Below are 19,074 nucleotides of genomic sequence, written 5' to 3' on the forward strand. Positions count from 1 at the left end.
TAATGGAACTCGATATCAAAGACATCATGGAACGGCTGCCGCACCGACAGCCGATGCTGCTCGTGGACCGCGTCCTGGAAATGGATCCAGGCAAGAGCATCGTCGCCATCAAAAATGTCACCTATAACGAACCGTTTTTTCAAGGACACTTCGCGCATCACCCTGTGATGCCCGGCGTGCTGATCATCGAGGCCCTGGCACAGGCCGCCGCCTTGTTTTCTTTTGCCGATGCAGGCGCCCCCAATCTGGCCAGCACGAAAATCGCCTACTACCTGGTGGGTGTTGACGGCGCGCGTTTTCGCCGTCCCGTGGTGCCGGGCGATCAGCTGCGCATGGAAGTCTCGGCGGATAAGCTCAGCCGCTCCATCTGCAAATATACGGCCGTGGCCAAAGTGGGCGACCAGATCGCGGCAGAGGCCAAGATCATGTGCGCGGTGCGCATCCTGGAAGAATAATGACGGCGGCGCAGATACATCCCACGGCGATCGTGGCGCCGGGGGCGCAGCTCCACGAGACCGTCAGCGTCGGCCCCTACAGCATCATCGGGGAACATGTCCGCATCGGGGCAGGGACGCGCGTCGGCCCGCATTGCGTGATCGACGGCCACACGACCATCGGCCCCGACAATCATTTCTACCGTTTCTGCTCGATCGGCGGCATTCCCCAGGACAAAAAATACCAGGGAGAACCCACGACGCTGGACATCGGCGCCGGCAACACCTTCCGTGAATTCGTGACGGTCAATATCGGCACGGTGCAGGACGTGGGCGCCACCCGGCTGGGCGATGACAACTGGATCATGGCCTATGTGCACATCGCCCATGATTGCCAGCTGGGCAGCCACATCGTCATTTCCAACAGTGTTCAGCTGGGCGGGCACATTCACATCGGCGACTGGGCCATCGTGGGCGGCCTGTCGGCCATCCATCAGTTCGTCCGCATCGGGGCGCATGCCATGATCGGCGGCACCAGCTCGGTGCGTCAGGATGTTCCACCCTATATGATCGGGGCAGGGGATTCCTTCCGTCCGGTCGGCATCAATTCCGAAGGCCTGGGCCGGCGCGGCTTTACCCCCGCAGACCTGCAGGTGCTGAAAGAAGCCTACAAAATCCTGTACCGCCGCCAGCTCGACATCGACCAGGCCATCCAGGGCCTGGCAGCTTTGCAGGCCGACCATCCCGACGAGGCCCCTGCCGTCCAGACCTTGCTGGATTTTCTGCGGACTTCCAGTCGGGGCATTGCGCGTCCGTGATCCCCATCGTCGTCCCGGACCGCCCCTGGGTCGGATTCCAGGCACCCGGAAGCCTGCTCTGATGGCCAGCGGCATCCGCGCTGCCATCGTGGCCGGCGAGCCTTCCGGAGATCTGCTGGCTGCCCGCATGATCCGGGGTCTGCAGGCGCGGGATCCCGCTGCCGCGGCGTCCGGCATCGGCGGGCCGGCCATGGCACGAACCGGTTTTCAGGCCTGGCATCCCATGGATGCCTTGTCGGTGTTCGGCTATGTCGATGCCTTGCGCGCGGCGCCGCGTTTGATCCGTACGTGGCGCGACACGCGCCACCGGGTGTTGGCCCAGCGGCCCGACGTCTTCATCGGCGTGGACGCGCCGGATTTCAATCTGCGCCTGGAAGAAAAAGTACGGGCGGCGGGTATCCCGACCGTGCACTTCGTCGGACCTTCGATCTGGGCCTGGCGGTTCGAGCGCATCCATCAGATTCGTCGTGCCGTGTCGCACATGCTGGTGCTGTTCCCCTTCGAGGTGGATCTGTACCGCGAACAGGGCGTGCCCGTGACCTACGTCGGCCACCCCTTGGCCGAATTGATTCCTACACGGCCGGACCGTGCGGCAGCCAGGGCCGTGCTGGGCCTGGACCCTGCAACGCGTGTGCTGGCCGTGATGCCGGGCAGCCGGGAATCCGAGTTGCGTCTGCTGGCGCCTAGATTCCTGCAGGCGGCCCAGATCCTGCGCCGACAGGACCCTGATCTGCAAATTATCGTGCCGGTCGTCAATGCGCAACGACGGGCGCAGTTCGAAGCCATCCTGGCCGACAACCCGGTGCCGGGCTGCAGAGTGCTTAGCGCCTTGCCCGCCGCGTCGTCTGCCGGTGCGCGCGCGGATGGCCTGGATTCCAGCGAATGGCCGATTGCCTGGCATGCGATGGAAGCCGCCGACGCCGTGCTGGTGGCCAGCGGCACCGCGACCCTGGAAGCGGCGCTATTCAAGCGGCCTTTGGTGATTTCCTACGTCATCAGCCCCTGGATGCGGCGCATCATGGCCTGGAAGTCCGGCCAGCAAGCGCCCAGCCTGCCTTGGGTGGGGCTGCCCAATATTCTGGAAAGAGATTTCGTCGTCCCGGAACTGCTGCAAGAAGCCGCAACGCCCGAAGGGCTGGCGGAACAGACCTGGATCGCCTTGAGCGACCGCGAACATGGCCAGCGCGTCGCCCAGCGCTTTACCGCGCTGCACGCCAGCCTGAGCCGCGACACGCCGGGCCTGGCGGCCCAGGCGATTCTGGATGTCTGTCATGGCCATGCAGCCTGATCTGTTCGCCGCAGCCGGGCCGTCGGCGGACTGGATCGCCGGGGTCGACGAAGCGGGCAGAGGGCCTTTGGCAGGGCCTGTCTTTGCCGCTGCTGTCATCCTGGACCCGGACCGGCCCATTGAGGGCCTGAATGATTCCAAGAAGCTCAGCGCCAAGCGTCGGAAAATGCTGGCGGTGCAGATCCGCGAGCGCGCCCTGGCGTGGGCCGTCACCCAAGCGGATGTAGAGACCATCGACCGCGTGAATATCCTGCAGGCGACCTTATTGGCCATGCGCCAGGCCTGTGCGGATCTGTCCCGGACGCCGCAGCTGATTCTGGTGGACGGCAATCGTCTGCCGCTGGGTTTGCCGTGTCCCGCCCGTGCCGTCGTCGGCGGGGATGCGTTGGAACCGGCGATCTCCGCCGCCTCGATCCTGGCGAAAACGGCTCGTGACGCCTGCTGCCTGGCCTTGCATGCGCAGTACCCATGCTACGCTTTTGATCAACACAAGGGATATGGCACGGCCCTGCATCTGGCCCGCCTGACGCAGTTCGGTCCTTGTCCCGCGCACCGGCGCAGCTTTGCCCCGGTTCAGCGGCTTTTGCGGGATACCCCGGCATGAGTTCCATCGTCCCTGTGCGGCATATCGCCTCGCGCGACAATCCCGATTACCGGCTCTGGCTGCGCCTGGCCCAGGGACGCACGGCGCATATCGAAAGCCGCATTCTCTTGGAAGGCGAGCATCTGTGCCGCGCTTGGCTTGAACATTACGGGCTGCCCCAGGCGCTGATCGTCGGCGAGGCCGTCCAGGCGCAGTCCCCCGGCTGGATCAAGCCGCTCTGGCGCGAATGCGAACGCACCCGCCGCATCGTGCTCGAGGACCGTCTGGCGCGAGGCCTGTCTCAGGTCGAACATGGTCCTGCCGTGTTTTTCCTGGTCGAACCGCCGGTCGCGACCTTGCCCGAGCGCATCACAGAAGGCTGTCTATGGCTGGATCGCGTGCAGGACCCCGGCAATCTGGGCACGTTGCTGCGCACGGCTGCCGCTTCCGGTCTGAAGGCCGCCTTTCTGTCCATCGGTTGCGCTGCCGCCTGGTCGCCCAAAGTGCTGCGCAGCGGGCAAGGCGCGCATTTTGCATTGCAAGTGCACGAGCGGGTGGATTTACTGGCTTTGCACAGTCACTTGCAGATTCCTTTGGCGGCGACCACCCTGGAACAGGCTCAGTCCTTGTACCAGCAGGATTTGCGCTCGCCGTGCGCCTGGCTGTTTGGCAATGAAGGGCGGGGCGTGACGCCGGATCTGCTGCGTATCGCCGACTGGCGGGTACATATTCCGCAATCGGACGGTGTCGAATCCCTGAATGTCGCCGCCGCCGCCGCCATCTGCCTGTTCGAGCAGCGCCGGCAGCAGCTCGCCTGATCTCTGGCGCGGATGCTGCATCGGCTGCGGGGGTCGGGCGTCAATAGGTGGTGCGATCCAGGCCGACTTCATCCAGGATTTTGGTAGAGATTTCCTCGATGGAACGCGTCGTGGTCGACAGCCAGGGGATATTTTCCATGCGCATCAGGCGTTCGGCATCGGCGATTTCCTGGCGGCACTGTTTCAGGGATGAATAGGTGCTGTTGGGACGGCGTTCGTTGCGGACTTCCGACAGGCGTTCGGGCTGAATGGACAAGCCGAACAGCTTGCGCCGGAAGGGCAGCAGCGTGGCGGGCAGGGCGCCGCGGTCGAAGTCTTCGGGGATCAGGGGGTAGTTGGCGGCCTTGACCGCATACTGCATGGCCAGGTACAGGCTGGTAGGCGTTTTGCCGCAGCGCGAGACCCCCACCAGGATGACGTCGGCCTGTTCCAGCCCCTGGATGTATTGACCGTCGTCGTGAGCCAGACTGAAATTGATGGCCTCGATGCGGTTGTTGTATTGCTTGGACAGGCCATTGGTGTGTGACCGGCCCACCGAGCGGCTGGATTTCACCCCCAGCACGCTTTCCAGGTGTTGCACAAAGGCGCCGAACAGGTCCAGAAAGATGCAGGGGGCCTTGCGGATGCGATCGGCGATGTCGGAATCGACCAGGGTGCTGAACACCAGAGGCGGCGGCCCGCCCTGATCCGCCCGCTGGGTGATGCGGCGGGCGGCGGCGTCCGCCTTTTCGACCGAATCGATGAAGGGCAGACGCACGGCCTGGAAGGCGATTTCCTCGAATTGCGACAGGACGGCGTGACTGAAGGTCTCGGCGGTGATCCCGGTGCTATCCGAGACGATGAAGACGGGGCGTTCGGTGACGGGATTGATCATGGATGTTGAACCATCAAGCCTTAGAAACGGTACAATCCGCGAAGGTTACCAGTCACCTGATGGTCAGGCAAGGCTGGTTTGCCAGACGCATGCGGTTCATCGCATTGCGTGCGTCGGGCAAACACGCTTTCTCTATCTCAAAGGTGACATCATGTCGTACGTTGTATCGTTCGAGCAGCTCCGCATGTCGGATGTGGACTCGGTAGGGGGCAAGAACGCATCTCTCGGTGAAATGATCAGTCAGCTGGCCGGCGCCGGGGTACGGGTGCCGGGCGGCTTTGCGACCACTGCAGATGCGTTTCGCGATTTTCTACAGTCCACCGGGCTGGATGCCCGCATCAAGGCGCGTCTGGATGCGCTGAATGCCGACGACGTGCGCGAATTGGCCGCCGCTGGCGCGGAAATCCGCCAGTGGGTGATCGACACGCCGTTCCCGGCTGCTTTTGAACAGGCCATCCGTGGCGCTTTCGCCCAGCTGGATGCCGATGGCAAAGGCTCGTTTGCCGTGCGTTCGTCGGCCACCGCCGAAGATCTGCCGGACGCCTCTTTCGCCGGCCAGCAGGAAACCTACCTGAACGTGGTCGGCATCGACGACGTGCTGGAAAAGATCCGCCACGTCTTTGCATCCCTGTACAACGATCGCGCGATTTCCTATCGCGTGCACAAGGGCTATGCGCACGCCGAAGTCGCTTTGTCGGCCGGCATCCAGCGCATGGTGCGTTCGGACAAGGGCAGCGCGGGCGTGATGTTCACCCTGGATACCGAGTCAGGCTTCAAAGACGTGGTCTTCGTCACCTCGTCCTACGGTCTGGGCGAAACGGTGGTGCAGGGCGCGGTGAATCCCGACGAATTCTATGTATTCAAACCCACGCTGGCGGCGGGTCACTATCCCATCATCAGCCGTCGCATCGGCTCGAAACTGATCAAGATGGAATTCGACGAGCAGCGCGCGTCCGGCCATGCCGTGCGCACGGTCGAAGTCCCCGCGTCCGAACGCAATCGCTATTCCCTGACCGACGACGAAATCATCGAACTGGCGCAGTACGCCACCATCATCGAACAGCACTATCAGCGCCCTATGGATATCGAATGGGGGCGTGACGGCATCGATGGCAAGCTCTACATTCTGCAGGCGCGTCCGGAAACCGTGAAATCCCAACAGGGCCACCACGACGTCCAGGAACGTTATCGCCTGAAAGCCACTGGCGAAGTCCTGGTGCGCGGTCGCGCCATCGGTCAGAAGATCGGCTCGGGCACCGTACGGGTGGTCGCCGATGCGTCCGAAATGGACAAGGTCCGGGCAGGTGACATTCTGGTCACGGACATGACCGATCCCAACTGGGAACCGGTCATGAAGCTGGCCTCGGCCATCGTCACCAACCGCGGCGGGCGCACCTGCCACGCCGCCATCATCGCCCGCGAACTGGGCATCCCGGCGGTGGTCGGCTGCGCCGACGCCACGGATGTGCTCAGCAATGGTCGCGAGGTCACCGTATCCTGCGCCGAAGGCGACGAGGGTCACATCTATGACGGCCTGATCGAAACCGAAATCGAAGAAGTCCGCTGGGGCGAAATGCCCGATATCGGCCTGAAGGTCATGATGAACGTCGGCAACCCGCAGCTGGCCTTCGACTTTTCGCAGATCCCCAACGGCGGTGTGGGGCTCGCCCGGCTGGAATTCATCATCAACAACAACATCAACGTCCACCCCAAGGCGATCCTGGACTATCCGAACGTGGACAGCGACCTGAAAAAGGCCGTCGAATCCGCCGCCCGCGGCTATGCCAGCCCGCGCGCTTTCTTCGTGGAAAAACTGGCCGAGGGCATCGCCACCATCGGCGCGGCCTTCTACCCGAAGCCCGTCATCGTGCGCCTGTCGGACTTCAAGTCCAATGAATATCGCAAGCTGGTGGGCGGTTCGCGTTACGAACCCGAGGAAGAAAACCCCATGTTGGGGTTTCGCGGGGCGTCACGCTACATCTCCGAAGACTTCGCCGAGTGCTTCCGCATGGAATGCGAAGCCCTGAAGAAAGTCCGCGACGAGATGGGCCTGACCAACGTGGAAATCATGGTGCCTTTCGTGCGCACTCTGAAACAGGCCGAACGCGTGGTCGAGCTGCTGGCTGCGCACGGCTTGAAGCGCGGTGAAAACGGCCTGCGCCTGATCATGATGTGCGAAGTCCCCACCAACGCCATCCTGGCCGACGAATTCCTGCAGTATTTCGACGGTTTCTCGATCGGTTCCAACGACATGACCCAGTTGACCCTGGGCCTGGACCGCGATTCGGGCATGGAACTGCTGGCAGCCGATTTCGACGAACGCGACCCCGCCGTGCAATTCATGCTGAGCCGTGCCATCCAGGCCTGCCTGAAGGCCGGGAAATATGTCGGCATCTGCGGCCAGGGCCCCAGCGATCACCCGGATCTGGCCCAGTGGCTGCGCGACGAGGGCATTCTGTCCATGTCCCTGAACCCGGATACGGTGGTGGACACCTGGCAGCGTCTGGCCGACACCAAGGCCGCTGCCTGATTGGTCTGACGCTCCGGCGCCTGTCGAGGCGCTGATCCGACCCCCAGCCTTTGCATCCTCGGCTGGGGGTTTTCCGGGACCCACGCCATGTCGTTTCATGCACTGCTTTCATCCCCTCTGGGTGACATCCTGTTATCGGCTGACGAACGGGGTCTGACCGGTCTGCATTTCACGGATCAGCGGGATTGTCCGCATCTAACGGGACTGGCCGCTGCGCCCGAAGCCGACGTCATCTCCCAGCCCTCTGCGGGTGTCGTTCAGGGCAGGGCGGCGCGGGCCTTGAAGGCCGTCAAAAGAGGCGCGGCAGCGGCCACAGGTGAACTGTTCCCGGCGGACACGTCTGTGGCGGAACTATCCGCCAGTCAGCCGTCGATGCTGCGCATGCTGCAGGCCGATACGCCCGCTGGCGCCTTGGCCGTTCTGGAGCAGGCCCGCCAGGAACTGGATGAATACTGGCGCGGAAAACGCCAGGTGTTCGACGTGCCGCTGGCACCCCAGGGCACGGCCTTTCAGCAACGCATCTGGCAGGCGCTGCTGGGCGTGGCCTGCGGGGATACGCTGTCTTATGGCGAACTGGGTGAGTGCGCCGGACTGGGGGCAGGGCATGGCCGAGCGGTGGGAACCGCTGTGGGCAGCAATCCCATCAGCATCATCATTCCCTGCCACCGCATCCTGGCGCGCAACGGCACTCTGAACGGCTACGGCGGGGGCTTGAGCCGCAAGGCGCAGCTATTGGCGCTGGAAGGGTTTGCGATTCAGTGATCGCGCCGCCACGGCAGGCCGTTGTGTTCAGGCCTTACGTTCCTGCCGGGTGTCGTGCTTCATCAGGCGTTCTTTTTCGCGCGCCCAGTCCTTGTCGCGCTGGGTGTCGCGTTTGTCGTGCAATTTTTTGCCGCGTCCCAGGCCGAAATCCAGTTTGATGCGCCCGCCCTTGTAGTGCAGGTTCAGCGGTACCAGGGCATAGCCGCGCTGTTCGACCTTGCCGATCAGTTTGCTGATTTCCTGGCGGTGCAGCAGCAGTTTGCGAGTGCGCGTGGCATTGGGGTGGATGTGAGTGGACGCTGTAGGCAGGGGGCTGATGTGCATGCCCAGGATCCACAGCGCGCCATCGCGCACGATGACGTAGGATTCTTTCAATTGGACGTGGCCCGCGCGAATGGCTTTGACTTCCCAGCCTTCCAGGACCAAGCCGGCTTCGAAGCGTTCCTCGATGAAGTAATCGTGGGTGGCTTTGCGGTTATCTACAATACTCATGAGTCCGGTCTTTCTGGAAAAGGGCGCAGGCGCTGATAAAATCCCCCCATTCTAGCCTAAGCACCCGTCTTGCCGATGCATTCCATTCAACGTTCCGTTCTAGTTCCCTACCGCTGCGAACAGATGTTCGACCTGGTGGCCGATGTCGCGCGCTACCCGGAATTCATGCCCTGGTGCGGCGGGTCGACAGTGCAATGGGAAAACGAAGACGGCATGCAGGCGACCGTGCAGATCCATTTTGCCGGTATCCGCCAGAGCTTCACCACGCGCAACGAGCATCACTATCCGAACAAGATCGTCTTTCATCTGGTGGATGGGCCGTTTTCCAACCTGACCGGACACTGGGCATTCCAGGCCTTGGGCGAAGACGGCTGCAAAGTCCTCTACACCATGGAATACGCGTTTTCCAGCCGCGCCTTGTCGGCCGTGATCGGGCCGGTGTTCAATCGCATCGCCACAAGCTTCATCGATTCCTTTACGCAGCGCGCTCACGCGGTTTACGAGGGCTAGGATGCGCGTGCATCTGGCCTTTGCGGCGCCGACGCGCCTGTGGCGTTTGACGCTGGATGTCCCTGACGGCGCCACGGTCGAGCAGGCCATCGCCCTGGGCGGATTCGCCCAAGAATTCCCGGAATTCACCGATCGGGACCTGAGCACGGCCATCTACGGCGAGCGCTGCGACCCTCAGCGTGTGCTGCAGGAAGGCGATCGTGTGGAACTGTGCCGTCCCCTGGTATTCGACCCCCTGGAATCCCGGCGCCGCCGGGCGGCGCATCGCCGGGCGAAAAGCAAGCGGCCCGCCTAGGCGCTTTGGCTGTTTTGCCCCGCTAAGCCGGGGTGGCGCAAGAATCTTGTGCTGCAGGCTGCTGCGTGTGGGCCAGCGGTTTGCCATACAAACCGATGTGTTCGTCCCCCCAGGATTTCAGCGCCAACAAAATAGGGGTCATGCTGTGCCCGAGCGGCGACAGGCAGTAGTCCACCCTGGGCGGCACCTGGGCGTAGACGGTGCGCTCGATCAGGCCGTCTTCTTCGAGTTCCCGCAATTGGCGCGTCAGCATGCGCGGCGACACATTCACAATCTGGCGGCGGATCTCGTTGAAACGCAGGGTGCCGCCCAGCAGATGAAACAGGACGACGGATTTCCACTTGCCATCGATCAGGCCGATGGCGGCCTCGACGGCGCAGCCGGGGCTGCAGTCGAAACGTGAATGTCTGGATTTGGCCATCACAGTATCCTTTTTGTCACTATAGGCTGATTTTGTGCGTAGAGACAAAATCATAAATAACAGTATTCTCCAAGCATGTTCAATGCCAGACAAGCAGGAGTTCTCATGAAAGCGATTGGATACCGCCAAACAGGTCCTATCGACAGGCCGGACGCGCTCGTGGATATCGAGCTGGATCGCCCCGATCCCGGCGGGCACGATGTGCTGGTTCAGATCGAAGCCATCGCCGTCAACCCGGTGGACACCAAGATTCGCCAGCGCGTCGGCCCCGAGGGCGCGGACTGGAAGGTGCTGGGCTGGGATGCCTCGGGCCGGGTGGTGTCGGTGGGCGCCGAGGTCAGCCGCTTCAAACCGGGCGACGAGGTCTTTTATGCAGGCGCCTTGACCCGGCCCGGCACCAACAGCGAATTCCATCTGGTGGATGAACGGATCGTCGGGCATAAACCCGCCACGCTGGATCATGCTCAGGCCGCCGCTTTGCCCCTGACGACATTGACTGCATGGGAGATGCTGTTCGATCGCCTGGATGTGCGCCGGCCCGTGCCTGGCGCGGCGAATGCGGTCCTGATCATCGGCGGGGCGGGCGGCGTGGGATCCATGGCGATTCAACTGCTCAAGGCGCTGACTGATCTGACCGTCATCGCCACGGCCTCTCGTTCCGACACACAAGAATGGGTGCGGTCCCTGGGAGCCGATCATGTCGTGAACCACCGCCAGCCCCTGGCGCCGCAACTGAGCGCGTTGGGTCTGGGATCGCCGGCCTTTGTGTTTTCCACCACCGCCACTGCGCAGCACCTGGCGGATGTGGTGGAACTGATTGCCCCCCAGGGGCGCTTCGGATTGATTGACGACCCGGATACCCTGGACATCAGCGGCTTCAAGCGAAAGTCCGTCTCTGTCCACTGGGAATTCATGTTCACCCGCTCGATGTTCGGCACGGCGGACATGGATGCGCAGGGCCGCCTGCTGGACGAGCTTGCCCGCCTGGTCGATGCCGGGCGCGTCCGCAGCACCCTGACGCAGCGCATCAGCCCGATCAATGCGGAGAATCTGAAGCAGGCGCATACCGTGCTGGAAAGCGGTCGCGCCTGCGGCAAGATCGTCCTAGAAGGGTTCTAGGCCACCGCTGGGGATTGTCGCCCGATTGACAGCCGTTGCGCTTGGGCTGATTTAAGGTGGTCCTGTTCAAACAGACGCTGACGCCAAGTGCTACAGTAAGTTTGCAACGCAGTGGCGGGCCTTGATCAGGTCCGACCACGTCGGATGACGCTACCCGCGTCCCGCGACCGTGACGACCATGAATCCGGAGACAAGCACTATGGATTTTCGCCTCAGCGAAGAACAACACGCTTTTGCGCAGGCTGCCCGCGAATTCGCCCAAGGGGAATTGGCCCCGTATGCGGCGCAATGGGACGAAGAACACATCTTCCCGCGCACAGCCTTTGCCAAAGCCGGTGAACTGGGGTTTTGCGCCATGTACGCGCCGGAATCCATCGGCGGCTTGGGGCTTCCCCGCCTGGACGCCACTCTGGTATTCGAGGAAATGGCGGCAGTGGACCCGTCCACCGCTGCCTTCATCACCATCCACAATATGGCGACCTGGATGGTCGGCAGCTGGGCGCAGCCGGCGGTGCGAGATCATTGGGGGCCGCTCTTGGCCAGCGGTGAAAAGCTGGCGTCCTACTGCCTGACCGAACCCGGCGCGGGTTCGGATGCGGCGTCGCTGATCACCAGCGCCCGCCGTGACGGCGATCACTACGTGTTGAATGGCGCCAAAGCCTTTATTTCCGGGGCAGGGGACACGGATGTGCTGGTCGTGATGGCGCGCACAGGCGGCGAGGGCGCACGCGGCATTTCCGCCCTGGTCGTGCCGGCTGACTGCGCCGGCATCACCTATGGCCGCAAGGAAAATAAAATGGGCTGGAACAGCCAGTCCACGCGCCCCATCACGTTCGAGAACGTGCGCGTGCCGGTGGAAAACCGCTTGGGCGACGAGGGCGAGGGCTTTAAATTCGCCATGAAGGGCCTGGACGGCGGGCGCATCAACATCGCCACCTGCTCGGTGGGGGCGGCGCAGGGCGCCTATGAATCAGCCCGCCGCTACATGACCGAGCGCCATCAGTTCGGGCGCCCGCTGGCGGACTTCCAGGCGCTGCAGTTCAAACTGGCCGATCTGCTGACCAATATCGTGGCGTCCCGCCAGATGGTGCGTCTGGCCGCCGCGAAGCTGGACGAGGGCGATCCCCAGGCCAGCGCCTATTGCGCGATGGCCAAGCGTTTCGCCACCGATCTGTGCTTCCAGTCCTGTCTGGATGCGCAGCAGATCCACGGCGGCTATGGCTACCTGAAGGACTACCCGCTGGAACGCCTGGTGCGCGATACCCGCGTCCATCAGATCCTGGAAGGCACGAACGAAATCATGCGCGTCATCCTGGCGCGTCATATCCTGACCCAAGAGGCGGACCTGAGATGAGCGCTGTGGATGCTTCCGCCGACCATGATCTGGAACCTGTGCTGTTCCAGGAATTAGCCGGCCAGAACGGCAAACGGATCGGCGTAGCCACGCTGAATAGTCCGCAGACGCTCAATGGCCTGTCCCTGGCCATGTGCCGTTTGCTGGACGAGCGGCTGCAGGATTGGGCCGATGACGATCGGGTCGTTGCCATCGTGCTGCGCGGGGCGGGGGACAAGGCGTTTTGCGCAGGCGGCGATCTGCAGGCGCTGTATCGCAGCATGCTGGACAGCCCATCCGAAGACGCCTGGGCCAATGTGCATGCCCGCAGTTTTTTTGAAACCGAATACCGCCTGGATTACCAGATTCACCGGTATGCCAAGCCTATCCTGTGCTGGGGCAGCGGCATCGTGATGGGCGGCGGCGTCGGGCTGATGCTGGGGGCCAGTCATCGCCTGGTCACCGACACCACCCGGTTCGCCATGCCGGAAATCAGCATCGGCCTGTACCCCGACGTGGCGGGTACCTGGATGCTCAGCCGTTTGCCGCGCGGCATCGGCGAATTCCTGGCCTTGACCGGCGCGCAACTGGGGGCGGGGGACTGTCTGCACTATGGTCTGGCCGACCGGCTCTGCTCAGCCGACGGTTTCGAGGCGCTGACGGACGCCCTGGCCGCCACCGAATGGTCGGGCAATGCCGCCGCTCATGCTGCGCAAGTGGATGCCGTGCTGGATGGGCTGCAGATGCCGGCCCCTGAGCCCGGCCCTTTGCAATTGCATGCCGCCCTCATCCGCCAGACATGCGGTCGTGCCGATCTTCAGCAGATCGGGGCGGGCATCGCCGGCTGGAAGCGCCATGCGGACCCCTGGCTGTCTCGGGCGGCCACCACCTTTCTGGCAGGGTCGCCCGGCTCCGCGCGACTCGGTTTTATGCTGCTGGCCCGAGCGCGGCACCAGTCCCTGGCCGACGTCTTCCGCATGGAATACATCGCGTCGCTGCGCTGCTGCGCCGAACCGGATTTCCGCGAAGGCATCCGGGCGCTGCTGATCGATAAAGACCGACAGCCCCGCTGGCGGCCTGCCTCTCTGGAACTGGCCACGGCGGACTGGGCGCGACGCTTCCTGTCACAGCCCTGGCCGGCGGGACAAGAACACCCGCTGGCCGATCTCAGAGGCTGACGAGACTTCACCGAACTGACACGCACGATCATTTCAAGGAGACATCGATGAGCAGCACGATTGGTTTTATCGGTCTGGGCCACATGGGCGGTCCGATGGCGCAGAACTTGTTGAAAGCGGGCCATGCCCTGAAGGTTTTCGACTTGGTCCCCGCCGCGCTGCAGGTAGCGACCCAGGCAGGCGCGACGGCGACAGCGTCCGCCGCTGAAGCGGCCAGCGGCGTGGATCTGGTCGTCAGCATGCTGCCGGCCAGCCGCCATGTCGAAGGCCTGTACCTGGGCGACCAGGGCTTGCTGAACACCATCGCCAAAGGCACGCTGGTTCTGGAGTGCAGCACGATTGCGCCGGAATCGGCGCGCAAGGTCTCCAAGGCCGCCGCCGGGCGCGGCATCCGCATGCTGGATGCGCCGGTGTCCGGGGGGACCGGCGGGGCAGTGGCAGGCACCCTGACCTTTATCGTCGGCGGAGCGGCTGCCGACCTGGAAGCAGCCATGCCTTATCTGCAGGTCATGGGCAAAAACATCTTCCATGCCGGCGAGGCGGGGGCGGGGCAGGTCGCGAAGATCTGCAACAATATGCTGCTGGGCATTCAGATGGCCGGCACGGCGGAAGCTCTGGCCTTGGGCGTGGCCAATGGCCTGGATCCCAAGACTCTGTCGGACATCATCGCCAAAAGCTCAGGACGCAACTGGGCGACGGAACTCTACAACCCCTGGCCCGGCGTCATGGACCATGCACCCGCTTCGCACGAATACGAGGGCGGCTTTGGCGTGGATCTGATGCTGAAGGATTTGGGTCTGGCGGCGGAAGCATCCATGCAGGCGCGCGCCACGACGCCTTTGGGGGAACTGGCCCGCAATCTGTATGCGCTGCACAGCACCCAGGGGCACGGCACGCTGGATTTTTCCAGCATCCTGAAGCTATACCATCAGCCGCGCAATAAATAGCGACCGATCAGGCGGGGGATGCGTCCGTCTCCTGCGGCGCTTGCAGTGTCAGTACCGGCCCGTCCGGCGATCCTACGGCGTATGTCATGGCAGGCCAGTCGGACAGCGTGATTTCGGCAGCCGCATATAGCTGTTCGCGCCAGACGGCGACCTCGATCAAACGCCCCACGGGCCGACCGGCATCGCCGCCGGCAGCGTACAGATCGCTGGCAGCGGCGGGAGCGGGCCGTTCAGCGGGCCAGGGGGCGGTGCCGATGGCCATCCGACGTTTGACCGTGCCCCGGTAGTGGCTGCGGGCCACGACTTCTTGGCCGGGATAGCAGCCCTTGTGGAAATCGATACTGCCGTTCAGGTCCATGTTCAAGGCGCTGGGCAGGAAAATATCCTGACTGGCTGTCCGTATCCAGGGCCAGCCCTGGCTTAAACAAGCCGCCCGCCATGCATCTGAATCGGCAGCAGGGGAATGATCCGCCGGCGCGGACCCGGCAGTCGGGGCGGCGATACGCCAGGCTGCCGGCGCGTGACTGCTGGTATGCGCGGCCATGATCCAGGTGTCGCCCGCCACGTCGCGGCGGGACCAGGCCGGCAGGCCGTGCAGGGCTGTCGGCATGTGGGATGCGCCGCATACTCCCATAATCGGGCGCGTGTCGTCCAGTGTCAGCGTGACTTTCGCCCGCAGCACGAACATGCGCAGGCGCCGCAGCAGGCCTTCGGCGAGGTCGCGCGATACCATCAGGTCCAGGGCTTGCGGCCCTGCCGACCACAGGATGCCGTTGGCCAGCAATCGGCCCTGAGCCGTGCAGTAGCCGGCAGGCCGAGCCTGGTCGTCGGGCAGACCCTGAACGGCGTTGCTCAATTGCCCATGCAGGAATTCAACCGCATCCGGCCCCTCGAGACGGATGACGGCCTGCTCGGGCAAGCGCCATTGCCCTTCGACACCAGATATGCTCATGATCCAACCCTGCAGAACAAGTTCAAAAGAAGCTCCCATCATAGCGGTCCGCCCGCGGTCTTCCAAACCAAGACCTTGTTTTCCAGATGCCTTTGCGGATGCCGGCACCGGCGTCGCGGCCTGAGGATATGGAACATCCGGACATCTGAGGAGACGATCCCTCGGGTAAACTGGCGTCCATGAAAAAGTTACTGCGATTGTTCATCTGGTTGCTGATTGCAGGCTTGGCCCTGATTGGCGTCGGCATCGGCGGTGCGGCCTGGTGGGGCTGGCAGCGGCCCGTCCCCATGAGCACGCCCGTGGTGGATTACCTGATCGATGCGGGCAGCACGCCGCGCCAGATCGCTCAGGCCATGCAGACGGCCGGCATCCAGATCGAGCCGACGGCGTTTGTCTTGCTGGCGCGCATCAGCGGCCGCGACACGCTCTTGAAGGCCGGCGCTTACGAGGCGCGGGCAGGGGATACGCCCTGGCTGCTGCTGGAACGCATGGCCAATGGCGATATGACCCAGGTGCGCCTGACCTTCCCCGAGGGCTGGACCTTCGCCCAGATGCGCGCAGCCCTGGATCAGAATCCCCAGGTGCGTCACGATACCCTGGGCATGGACGAGGCTGCCATCGCCGGCAAGCTGGGCCTGGAGCGGACCGAGCTCGAAGGCTTGTTCTATCCGGATACCTATGTGTTCACCCCTGGGTCTTCCGATCTGGACATTCTGCGCCGCGCGGATCATGCCAGCCGCCAGACGCTGGAGCGCCTGTGGGCGCAGCGAGACAAGGATCTGCCGCTGGCAGATCCTTACCAGGCCCTGATTCTGGCCTCAATCGTGGAAAAAGAAACCGGGCATGGCAGCGACCGGGCCCGCATCGCCGGGGTCTTTGTTAACCGGCTGCGCATCGGTATGCCGCTGCAGACCGACCCCACCGTCATCTACGGCATGGGCGAACGCTATCAGGGTCGCCTGCGCAAGAAAGACCTGGAACAGGATACGCCCTGGAACACCTACACCAGGCCCGGCCTGCCGCCCACGCCCATCGCCAATCCCGGCAAGGCAGCGCTGATGGCCGCGCTGCATCCGGAACAGCATGACTATCTGTATTTTGTCTCGCGGGGCGACGGTACCAGCGAATTTTCCAAGAACTTGTCGGCGCATAATCAGGCCGTCGGCAAATATATTCTGAAACGGAAGTGATCTCATGACGCGGCGCGGCTGTTTCATTACCCTGGAAGGTCTGGACGGGGCCGGCAAAAGCACGCATGCGGGCTGGATGGCCGACTGGCTGCGCCAGGCCGGGGTCAGCCTGCTGGAAACCCGCGAACCGGGCGGCACCCCGGTGGGTGAACAGTTGCGCACGCTGGTGCTGCATCAGTCAATGGACCTGCGCACGGAAACCCTGTTGATGTTCGCGGCGCGCAACGAGCATTGGCGCACCCGTATCCTGCCGGCCTTGGAGCGCGGCCAGTGGGTGCTGTGCGATCGCTATACGGATGCCTCTTTCGCCTATCAGGGCGGCGGTCGTGAACTGGGCGCGCCTGCCGTGCGCTTGCTGGAAGACTGGGTGCAGCAGGGCCAGGGGCCGGATTGCACCTTTCTATTCGACGTACCGCTGGAAACCGCCCGGGCCAGGCTGCAACAAGGGCGGGACACCGCCGATCGCTTCGAACAGGAAGGCGCAGCGTTCTTCGAGCGCACTCGCCAGGCCTACCATGCGCGGGTGGCCGAAGACCAGGCGCGCTTCCGGGTGATCGATGCACGGCAAAGCATCCAGGACATCCGGGTGCATCTGGATGCCAGTCTGCGGGACCTGCTGCGCACACATGGGGACCCCGCCATGCATCGCCGAGTGCAAGACGCATGACACTCTTTGATTTCCTGCCCTGGCAGCAGTCCCTGGCCAGCGACTGGCTGGCGGATCGCGAGCGGTTTGCGCATGCCTGGTTGATTCATGGCTTGCCGGGCATCGGTCAACAGGAATTCGCGGCGGCGGGCGCGGCCAGCTTGTTGTGCGAGTCTCCGCAATCCGGCCTGGCCTGCGGGCAGTGCCAGGCCTGCCGCTGGGTGCAGGCGGGCAACCATCCCGATCTGCGCCGGATCCGCCCTGACGCGGTGGCCGTCCAGGAAGGCGAGGCCGCCGAAGACACCGAGGAATCCAGCAACAAAAAACAGCCTTCCCGAGATATCCGCATCGAACAGATCCGCAGCCTGCTGCCCTGGTTCAATACGGCGACGCACCGGGGAGGCTGGCGGGTGGCGCTGCTGTATCCCGCTGAATCGATGAATATCATCGCAGCCAATGCGCTGCTGAAAGTGCTGGAAGAACCCCCGGCCCACACGATTTTCCTATTGGTCGCGCAGGCGCCGGACCGGCTGCTGCCCACTCTGGTCTCGCGCTGCAGGCGCCTGCCGCTGCCGGTGCCCGATACTGCTCAGGCCCTGGCCTGGTTGCAAGCGCAGAATGTGGATCATGCCGCCGCGCGGCTGGCGGCAACGGGCGGCGCCCCTTTGTCGGCTTTACAGCAAGCCAGGGCGCAGCAGCCGGTCGCCCCGGTCTGGTTGAGCCAATTCCTGGACCTGGCCGGCAGCGGTGGGGCGTCGGCGCCCTTGGCCGATGCCCTGGCGGCACTGGAACCGGCAGTCTGGCTGGATGGCTTCCAGCGGCTTTGGCTGGATCTGAGTCTAGCCACGCATGGCCTGCCGGCGCGATACTATCCTGAACAGGATGCGAGCATTCGCCGGATTGCCGGCGCAGTGGATAAGCAGGCGCTGGCCCGCACGGCTCAGTGGCTGCAAGCACAGCGCCGCTTGGCTCAGCATCCCCTGAATCCCAAGCTGCTCAGCGACCACGCCGCCCAGCGCTTGCTGCAGGCCGTGCGCCCTGTGGCAAGCGGCCATTCATCCTGATTGCTCGATCCTGATATGTACGTCGATTCTCATTGCCACCTGAACTTTCCCGACCTGACGGCCAAGCTGCCGGAAGTCTTGAGCAATATGCAGGCCAACAACGTCGGCCACGCTTTGGTGGTCAGCGTCAATCTGCGCGACTGGCCGGGGCTGATGGCGCTGGTCGAGGCCCACCCCCATCTGTATGCCTCGGTTGGCGTGCACCCGGACAACGATGCCGAAGACGACGATACGGCAGAGCCGACTTTGGACGACCTGCTGACCAGGGCGGCGCACTCCAAGGTCGTGGCCATCGGCGAAACCGGGCTGGACTACTACCGGCTGGCGGAACCCCTGGATTGGCAGCGCGAGCGCTTTCGCACCCATATCCGGGCCGCCCGGCAGACGGGGCTGCCGCTGATCATCCACACCCGTTCCGCAGCCGACGACACGATCCGCCTGATGCGCGAGGAACACGCCGATCGCGGGGTGATGCACTGCTTCACCGAATCGTGGGAAGTCGCGCGGGCGGCCATGAATCTGGGTTTTTATATTTCCTTTTCGGGTATCGTGACGTTCAAGAACGCGGTGTCGCTGCAGGATGTGGCGCGCAAAGTGCCGCTGGATCGCATGCTGATCGAAACCGATTCCCCGTACCTGGCGCCGGTGCCGTATCGCGGCAAGCTCAACGATCCGTCCAAGGTCATTCACGTGGCGGAAAAAATCGCTGAATTGCGGGGCGTGCCGGTCTCTGCCATCGAACAGGCCACGACGGACAACTACTTCGCCTTGTTCGATAAAATTCCGCGCTAGCGGCACCCGGTCGCTCACGCGCCCGGCA

At 63.6% G+C, this 19,074-nt stretch carries 21 protein-coding genes; 17 read left to right on the top strand and 4 right to left on the bottom strand.

Annotated features, from left to right (window positions below; genetic code table 11):
• Positions 1-2 precede the first annotated feature (2 nt).
• The 5 genes from fabZ (at position 3) to WBF69_RS01850 (ending at position 3,941) form a co-directional block, all read left to right on the top strand.
• Positions 3-455, top strand: coding sequence for a 3-hydroxyacyl-ACP dehydratase FabZ (gene fabZ, locus WBF69_RS01830; RefSeq protein WP_291768721.1), 453 nt, complete (start codon positions 3-5; stop codon positions 453-455).
• On the top strand, positions 455-1,252 hold the full coding sequence (lpxA, locus tag WBF69_RS01835; RefSeq protein ID WP_424260621.1) for an acyl-ACP--UDP-N-acetylglucosamine O-acyltransferase: 798 nt from the start codon (positions 455-457) through the stop codon (positions 1,250-1,252). The genes fabZ and lpxA overlap by 1 nt, the downstream gene beginning before the upstream one ends.
• 61 nt (positions 1,253-1,313) lie before the next feature.
• Positions 1,314-2,540, top strand: a complete 1,227-nt coding sequence (gene lpxB / locus WBF69_RS01840) for a lipid-A-disaccharide synthase (RefSeq protein WP_424260623.1) — start codon at positions 1,314-1,316, stop codon at positions 2,538-2,540.
• On the top strand, positions 2,524-3,144 hold the full coding sequence (gene rnhB / locus WBF69_RS01845; RefSeq protein ID WP_424260625.1) for a ribonuclease HII: 621 nt from the start codon (positions 2,524-2,526) through the stop codon (positions 3,142-3,144). The genes lpxB and rnhB overlap by 17 nt, the downstream gene beginning before the upstream one ends.
• A gap of 14 nt (positions 3,145-3,158) precedes the next feature.
• Positions 3,159-3,941 (top strand): TrmH family RNA methyltransferase, encoded by a 783-nt coding sequence (locus WBF69_RS01850; RefSeq protein WP_424260871.1) that lies wholly within the window; start codon positions 3,159-3,161, stop codon positions 3,939-3,941.
• 40 nt (positions 3,942-3,981) lie between these two features.
• On the opposite strand, the gene ppsR is transcribed toward WBF69_RS01850, so the two are convergent.
• Positions 3,982-4,815, bottom strand: a complete 834-nt coding sequence (gene ppsR, locus WBF69_RS01855) for a posphoenolpyruvate synthetase regulatory kinase/phosphorylase PpsR (RefSeq protein WP_424260627.1) — start codon at positions 4,813-4,815, stop codon at positions 3,982-3,984.
• A gap of 151 nt (positions 4,816-4,966) precedes the next feature.
• On the opposite strand from ppsR, the gene ppsA reads away from it, so the two are divergent.
• A complete protein-coding gene (ppsA, locus tag WBF69_RS01860; protein ID WP_424260629.1) occupies positions 4,967-7,345 on the top strand; it encodes a phosphoenolpyruvate synthase in 2,379 nt (792 codons plus the stop codon).
• An 87-nt stretch (positions 7,346-7,432) separates the two neighbouring features.
• On the top strand, positions 7,433-8,107 hold the full coding sequence (locus WBF69_RS01865) for a methylated-DNA--[protein]-cysteine S-methyltransferase (RefSeq protein ID WP_424260631.1): 675 nt from the start codon (positions 7,433-7,435) through the stop codon (positions 8,105-8,107).
• 27 nt (positions 8,108-8,134) lie between these two features.
• On the opposite strand, the gene smpB is transcribed toward WBF69_RS01865, so the two are convergent.
• Positions 8,135-8,599: an SsrA-binding protein SmpB gene (gene smpB / locus WBF69_RS01870; RefSeq protein ID WP_424260633.1), complete on the bottom strand. Its 465-nt coding sequence runs from the start codon at positions 8,597-8,599 to the stop codon at positions 8,135-8,137.
• Between the two features lie 75 nt (positions 8,600-8,674).
• On the opposite strand from smpB, the gene WBF69_RS01875 reads away from it, so the two are divergent.
• A complete protein-coding gene (locus tag WBF69_RS01875; RefSeq protein WP_424260635.1) occupies positions 8,675-9,109 on the top strand; it encodes a type II toxin-antitoxin system RatA family toxin in 435 nt (144 codons plus the stop codon).
• A gap of 1 nt (position 9,110) precedes the next feature.
• Positions 9,111-9,404, top strand: coding sequence for an RnfH family protein (locus tag WBF69_RS01880; protein WP_424260637.1), 294 nt, complete (start codon positions 9,111-9,113; stop codon positions 9,402-9,404).
• A gap of 22 nt (positions 9,405-9,426) precedes the next feature.
• Here the strand turns inward: WBF69_RS01880 and WBF69_RS01885 are convergent, their stop codons facing one another.
• On the bottom strand, positions 9,427-9,825 hold the full coding sequence (locus WBF69_RS01885; protein ID WP_424260639.1) for a winged helix-turn-helix transcriptional regulator: 399 nt from the start codon (positions 9,823-9,825) through the stop codon (positions 9,427-9,429).
• A gap of 105 nt (positions 9,826-9,930) precedes the next feature.
• Between WBF69_RS01885 and WBF69_RS01890 the strand changes: the two genes are divergently transcribed.
• The 4 genes from WBF69_RS01890 (at position 9,931) to mmsB (ending at position 14,402) form a co-directional block, all read left to right on the top strand.
• Positions 9,931-10,944: a zinc-binding alcohol dehydrogenase family protein gene (locus WBF69_RS01890; RefSeq protein ID WP_424260641.1), complete on the top strand. Its 1,014-nt coding sequence runs from the start codon at positions 9,931-9,933 to the stop codon at positions 10,942-10,944.
• A gap of 199 nt (positions 10,945-11,143) precedes the next feature.
• Positions 11,144-12,298: an acyl-CoA dehydrogenase family protein gene (locus WBF69_RS01895; protein WP_424260643.1), complete on the top strand. Its 1,155-nt coding sequence runs from the start codon at positions 11,144-11,146 to the stop codon at positions 12,296-12,298.
• Positions 12,295-13,455, top strand: a complete 1,161-nt coding sequence (locus tag WBF69_RS01900) for an enoyl-CoA hydratase/isomerase family protein (RefSeq protein WP_424260645.1) — start codon at positions 12,295-12,297, stop codon at positions 13,453-13,455. Before WBF69_RS01895 ends, WBF69_RS01900 begins: the two co-directional genes overlap by 4 nt.
• 47 nt (positions 13,456-13,502) lie before the next feature.
• Complete coding sequence (mmsB, locus tag WBF69_RS01905; protein WP_424260646.1) at positions 13,503-14,402, top strand: 3-hydroxyisobutyrate dehydrogenase; 900 nt, start codon at positions 13,503-13,505, stop codon at positions 14,400-14,402.
• A 7-nt stretch (positions 14,403-14,409) separates the two neighbouring features.
• Here mmsB and WBF69_RS01910 read toward each other — a convergent pair whose 3' ends face one another.
• Positions 14,410-15,354 (bottom strand): YgfZ/GcvT domain-containing protein, encoded by a 945-nt coding sequence (locus WBF69_RS01910; RefSeq protein ID WP_424260648.1) that lies wholly within the window; start codon positions 15,352-15,354, stop codon positions 14,410-14,412.
• 179 nt (positions 15,355-15,533) lie between these two features.
• Between WBF69_RS01910 and mltG the strand changes: the two genes are divergently transcribed.
• Genes mltG through WBF69_RS01930 form a run of 4 tightly spaced genes read left to right on the top strand, consistent with a single transcriptional unit; the run spans position 15,534 to position 19,046 of the window.
• Entirely contained in the window at positions 15,534-16,544 is a 1,011-nt protein-coding gene (mltG, locus tag WBF69_RS01915; protein ID WP_424260650.1) for an endolytic transglycosylase MltG, read from the top strand.
• Positions 16,545-16,548: 4 nt separating this feature from the next.
• Positions 16,549-17,211 (top strand): dTMP kinase, encoded by a 663-nt coding sequence (gene tmk / locus WBF69_RS01920; RefSeq protein ID WP_424260652.1) that lies wholly within the window; start codon positions 16,549-16,551, stop codon positions 17,209-17,211.
• Positions 17,208-18,254 (top strand): DNA polymerase III subunit delta', encoded by a 1,047-nt coding sequence (holB, locus tag WBF69_RS01925; protein ID WP_424260654.1) that lies wholly within the window; start codon positions 17,208-17,210, stop codon positions 18,252-18,254. Before tmk ends, holB begins: the two co-directional genes overlap by 4 nt.
• A 15-nt stretch (positions 18,255-18,269) precedes the next feature.
• Positions 18,270-19,046: a TatD family hydrolase gene (locus tag WBF69_RS01930; RefSeq protein WP_424260656.1), complete on the top strand. Its 777-nt coding sequence runs from the start codon at positions 18,270-18,272 to the stop codon at positions 19,044-19,046.
• Positions 19,047-19,074: the final 28 nt, after the last annotated feature.

Source organism: Castellaniella sp., from assembly GCF_049673105.1.
GTDB lineage: Bacteria > Pseudomonadota > Gammaproteobacteria > Burkholderiales > Burkholderiaceae_B > Castellaniella.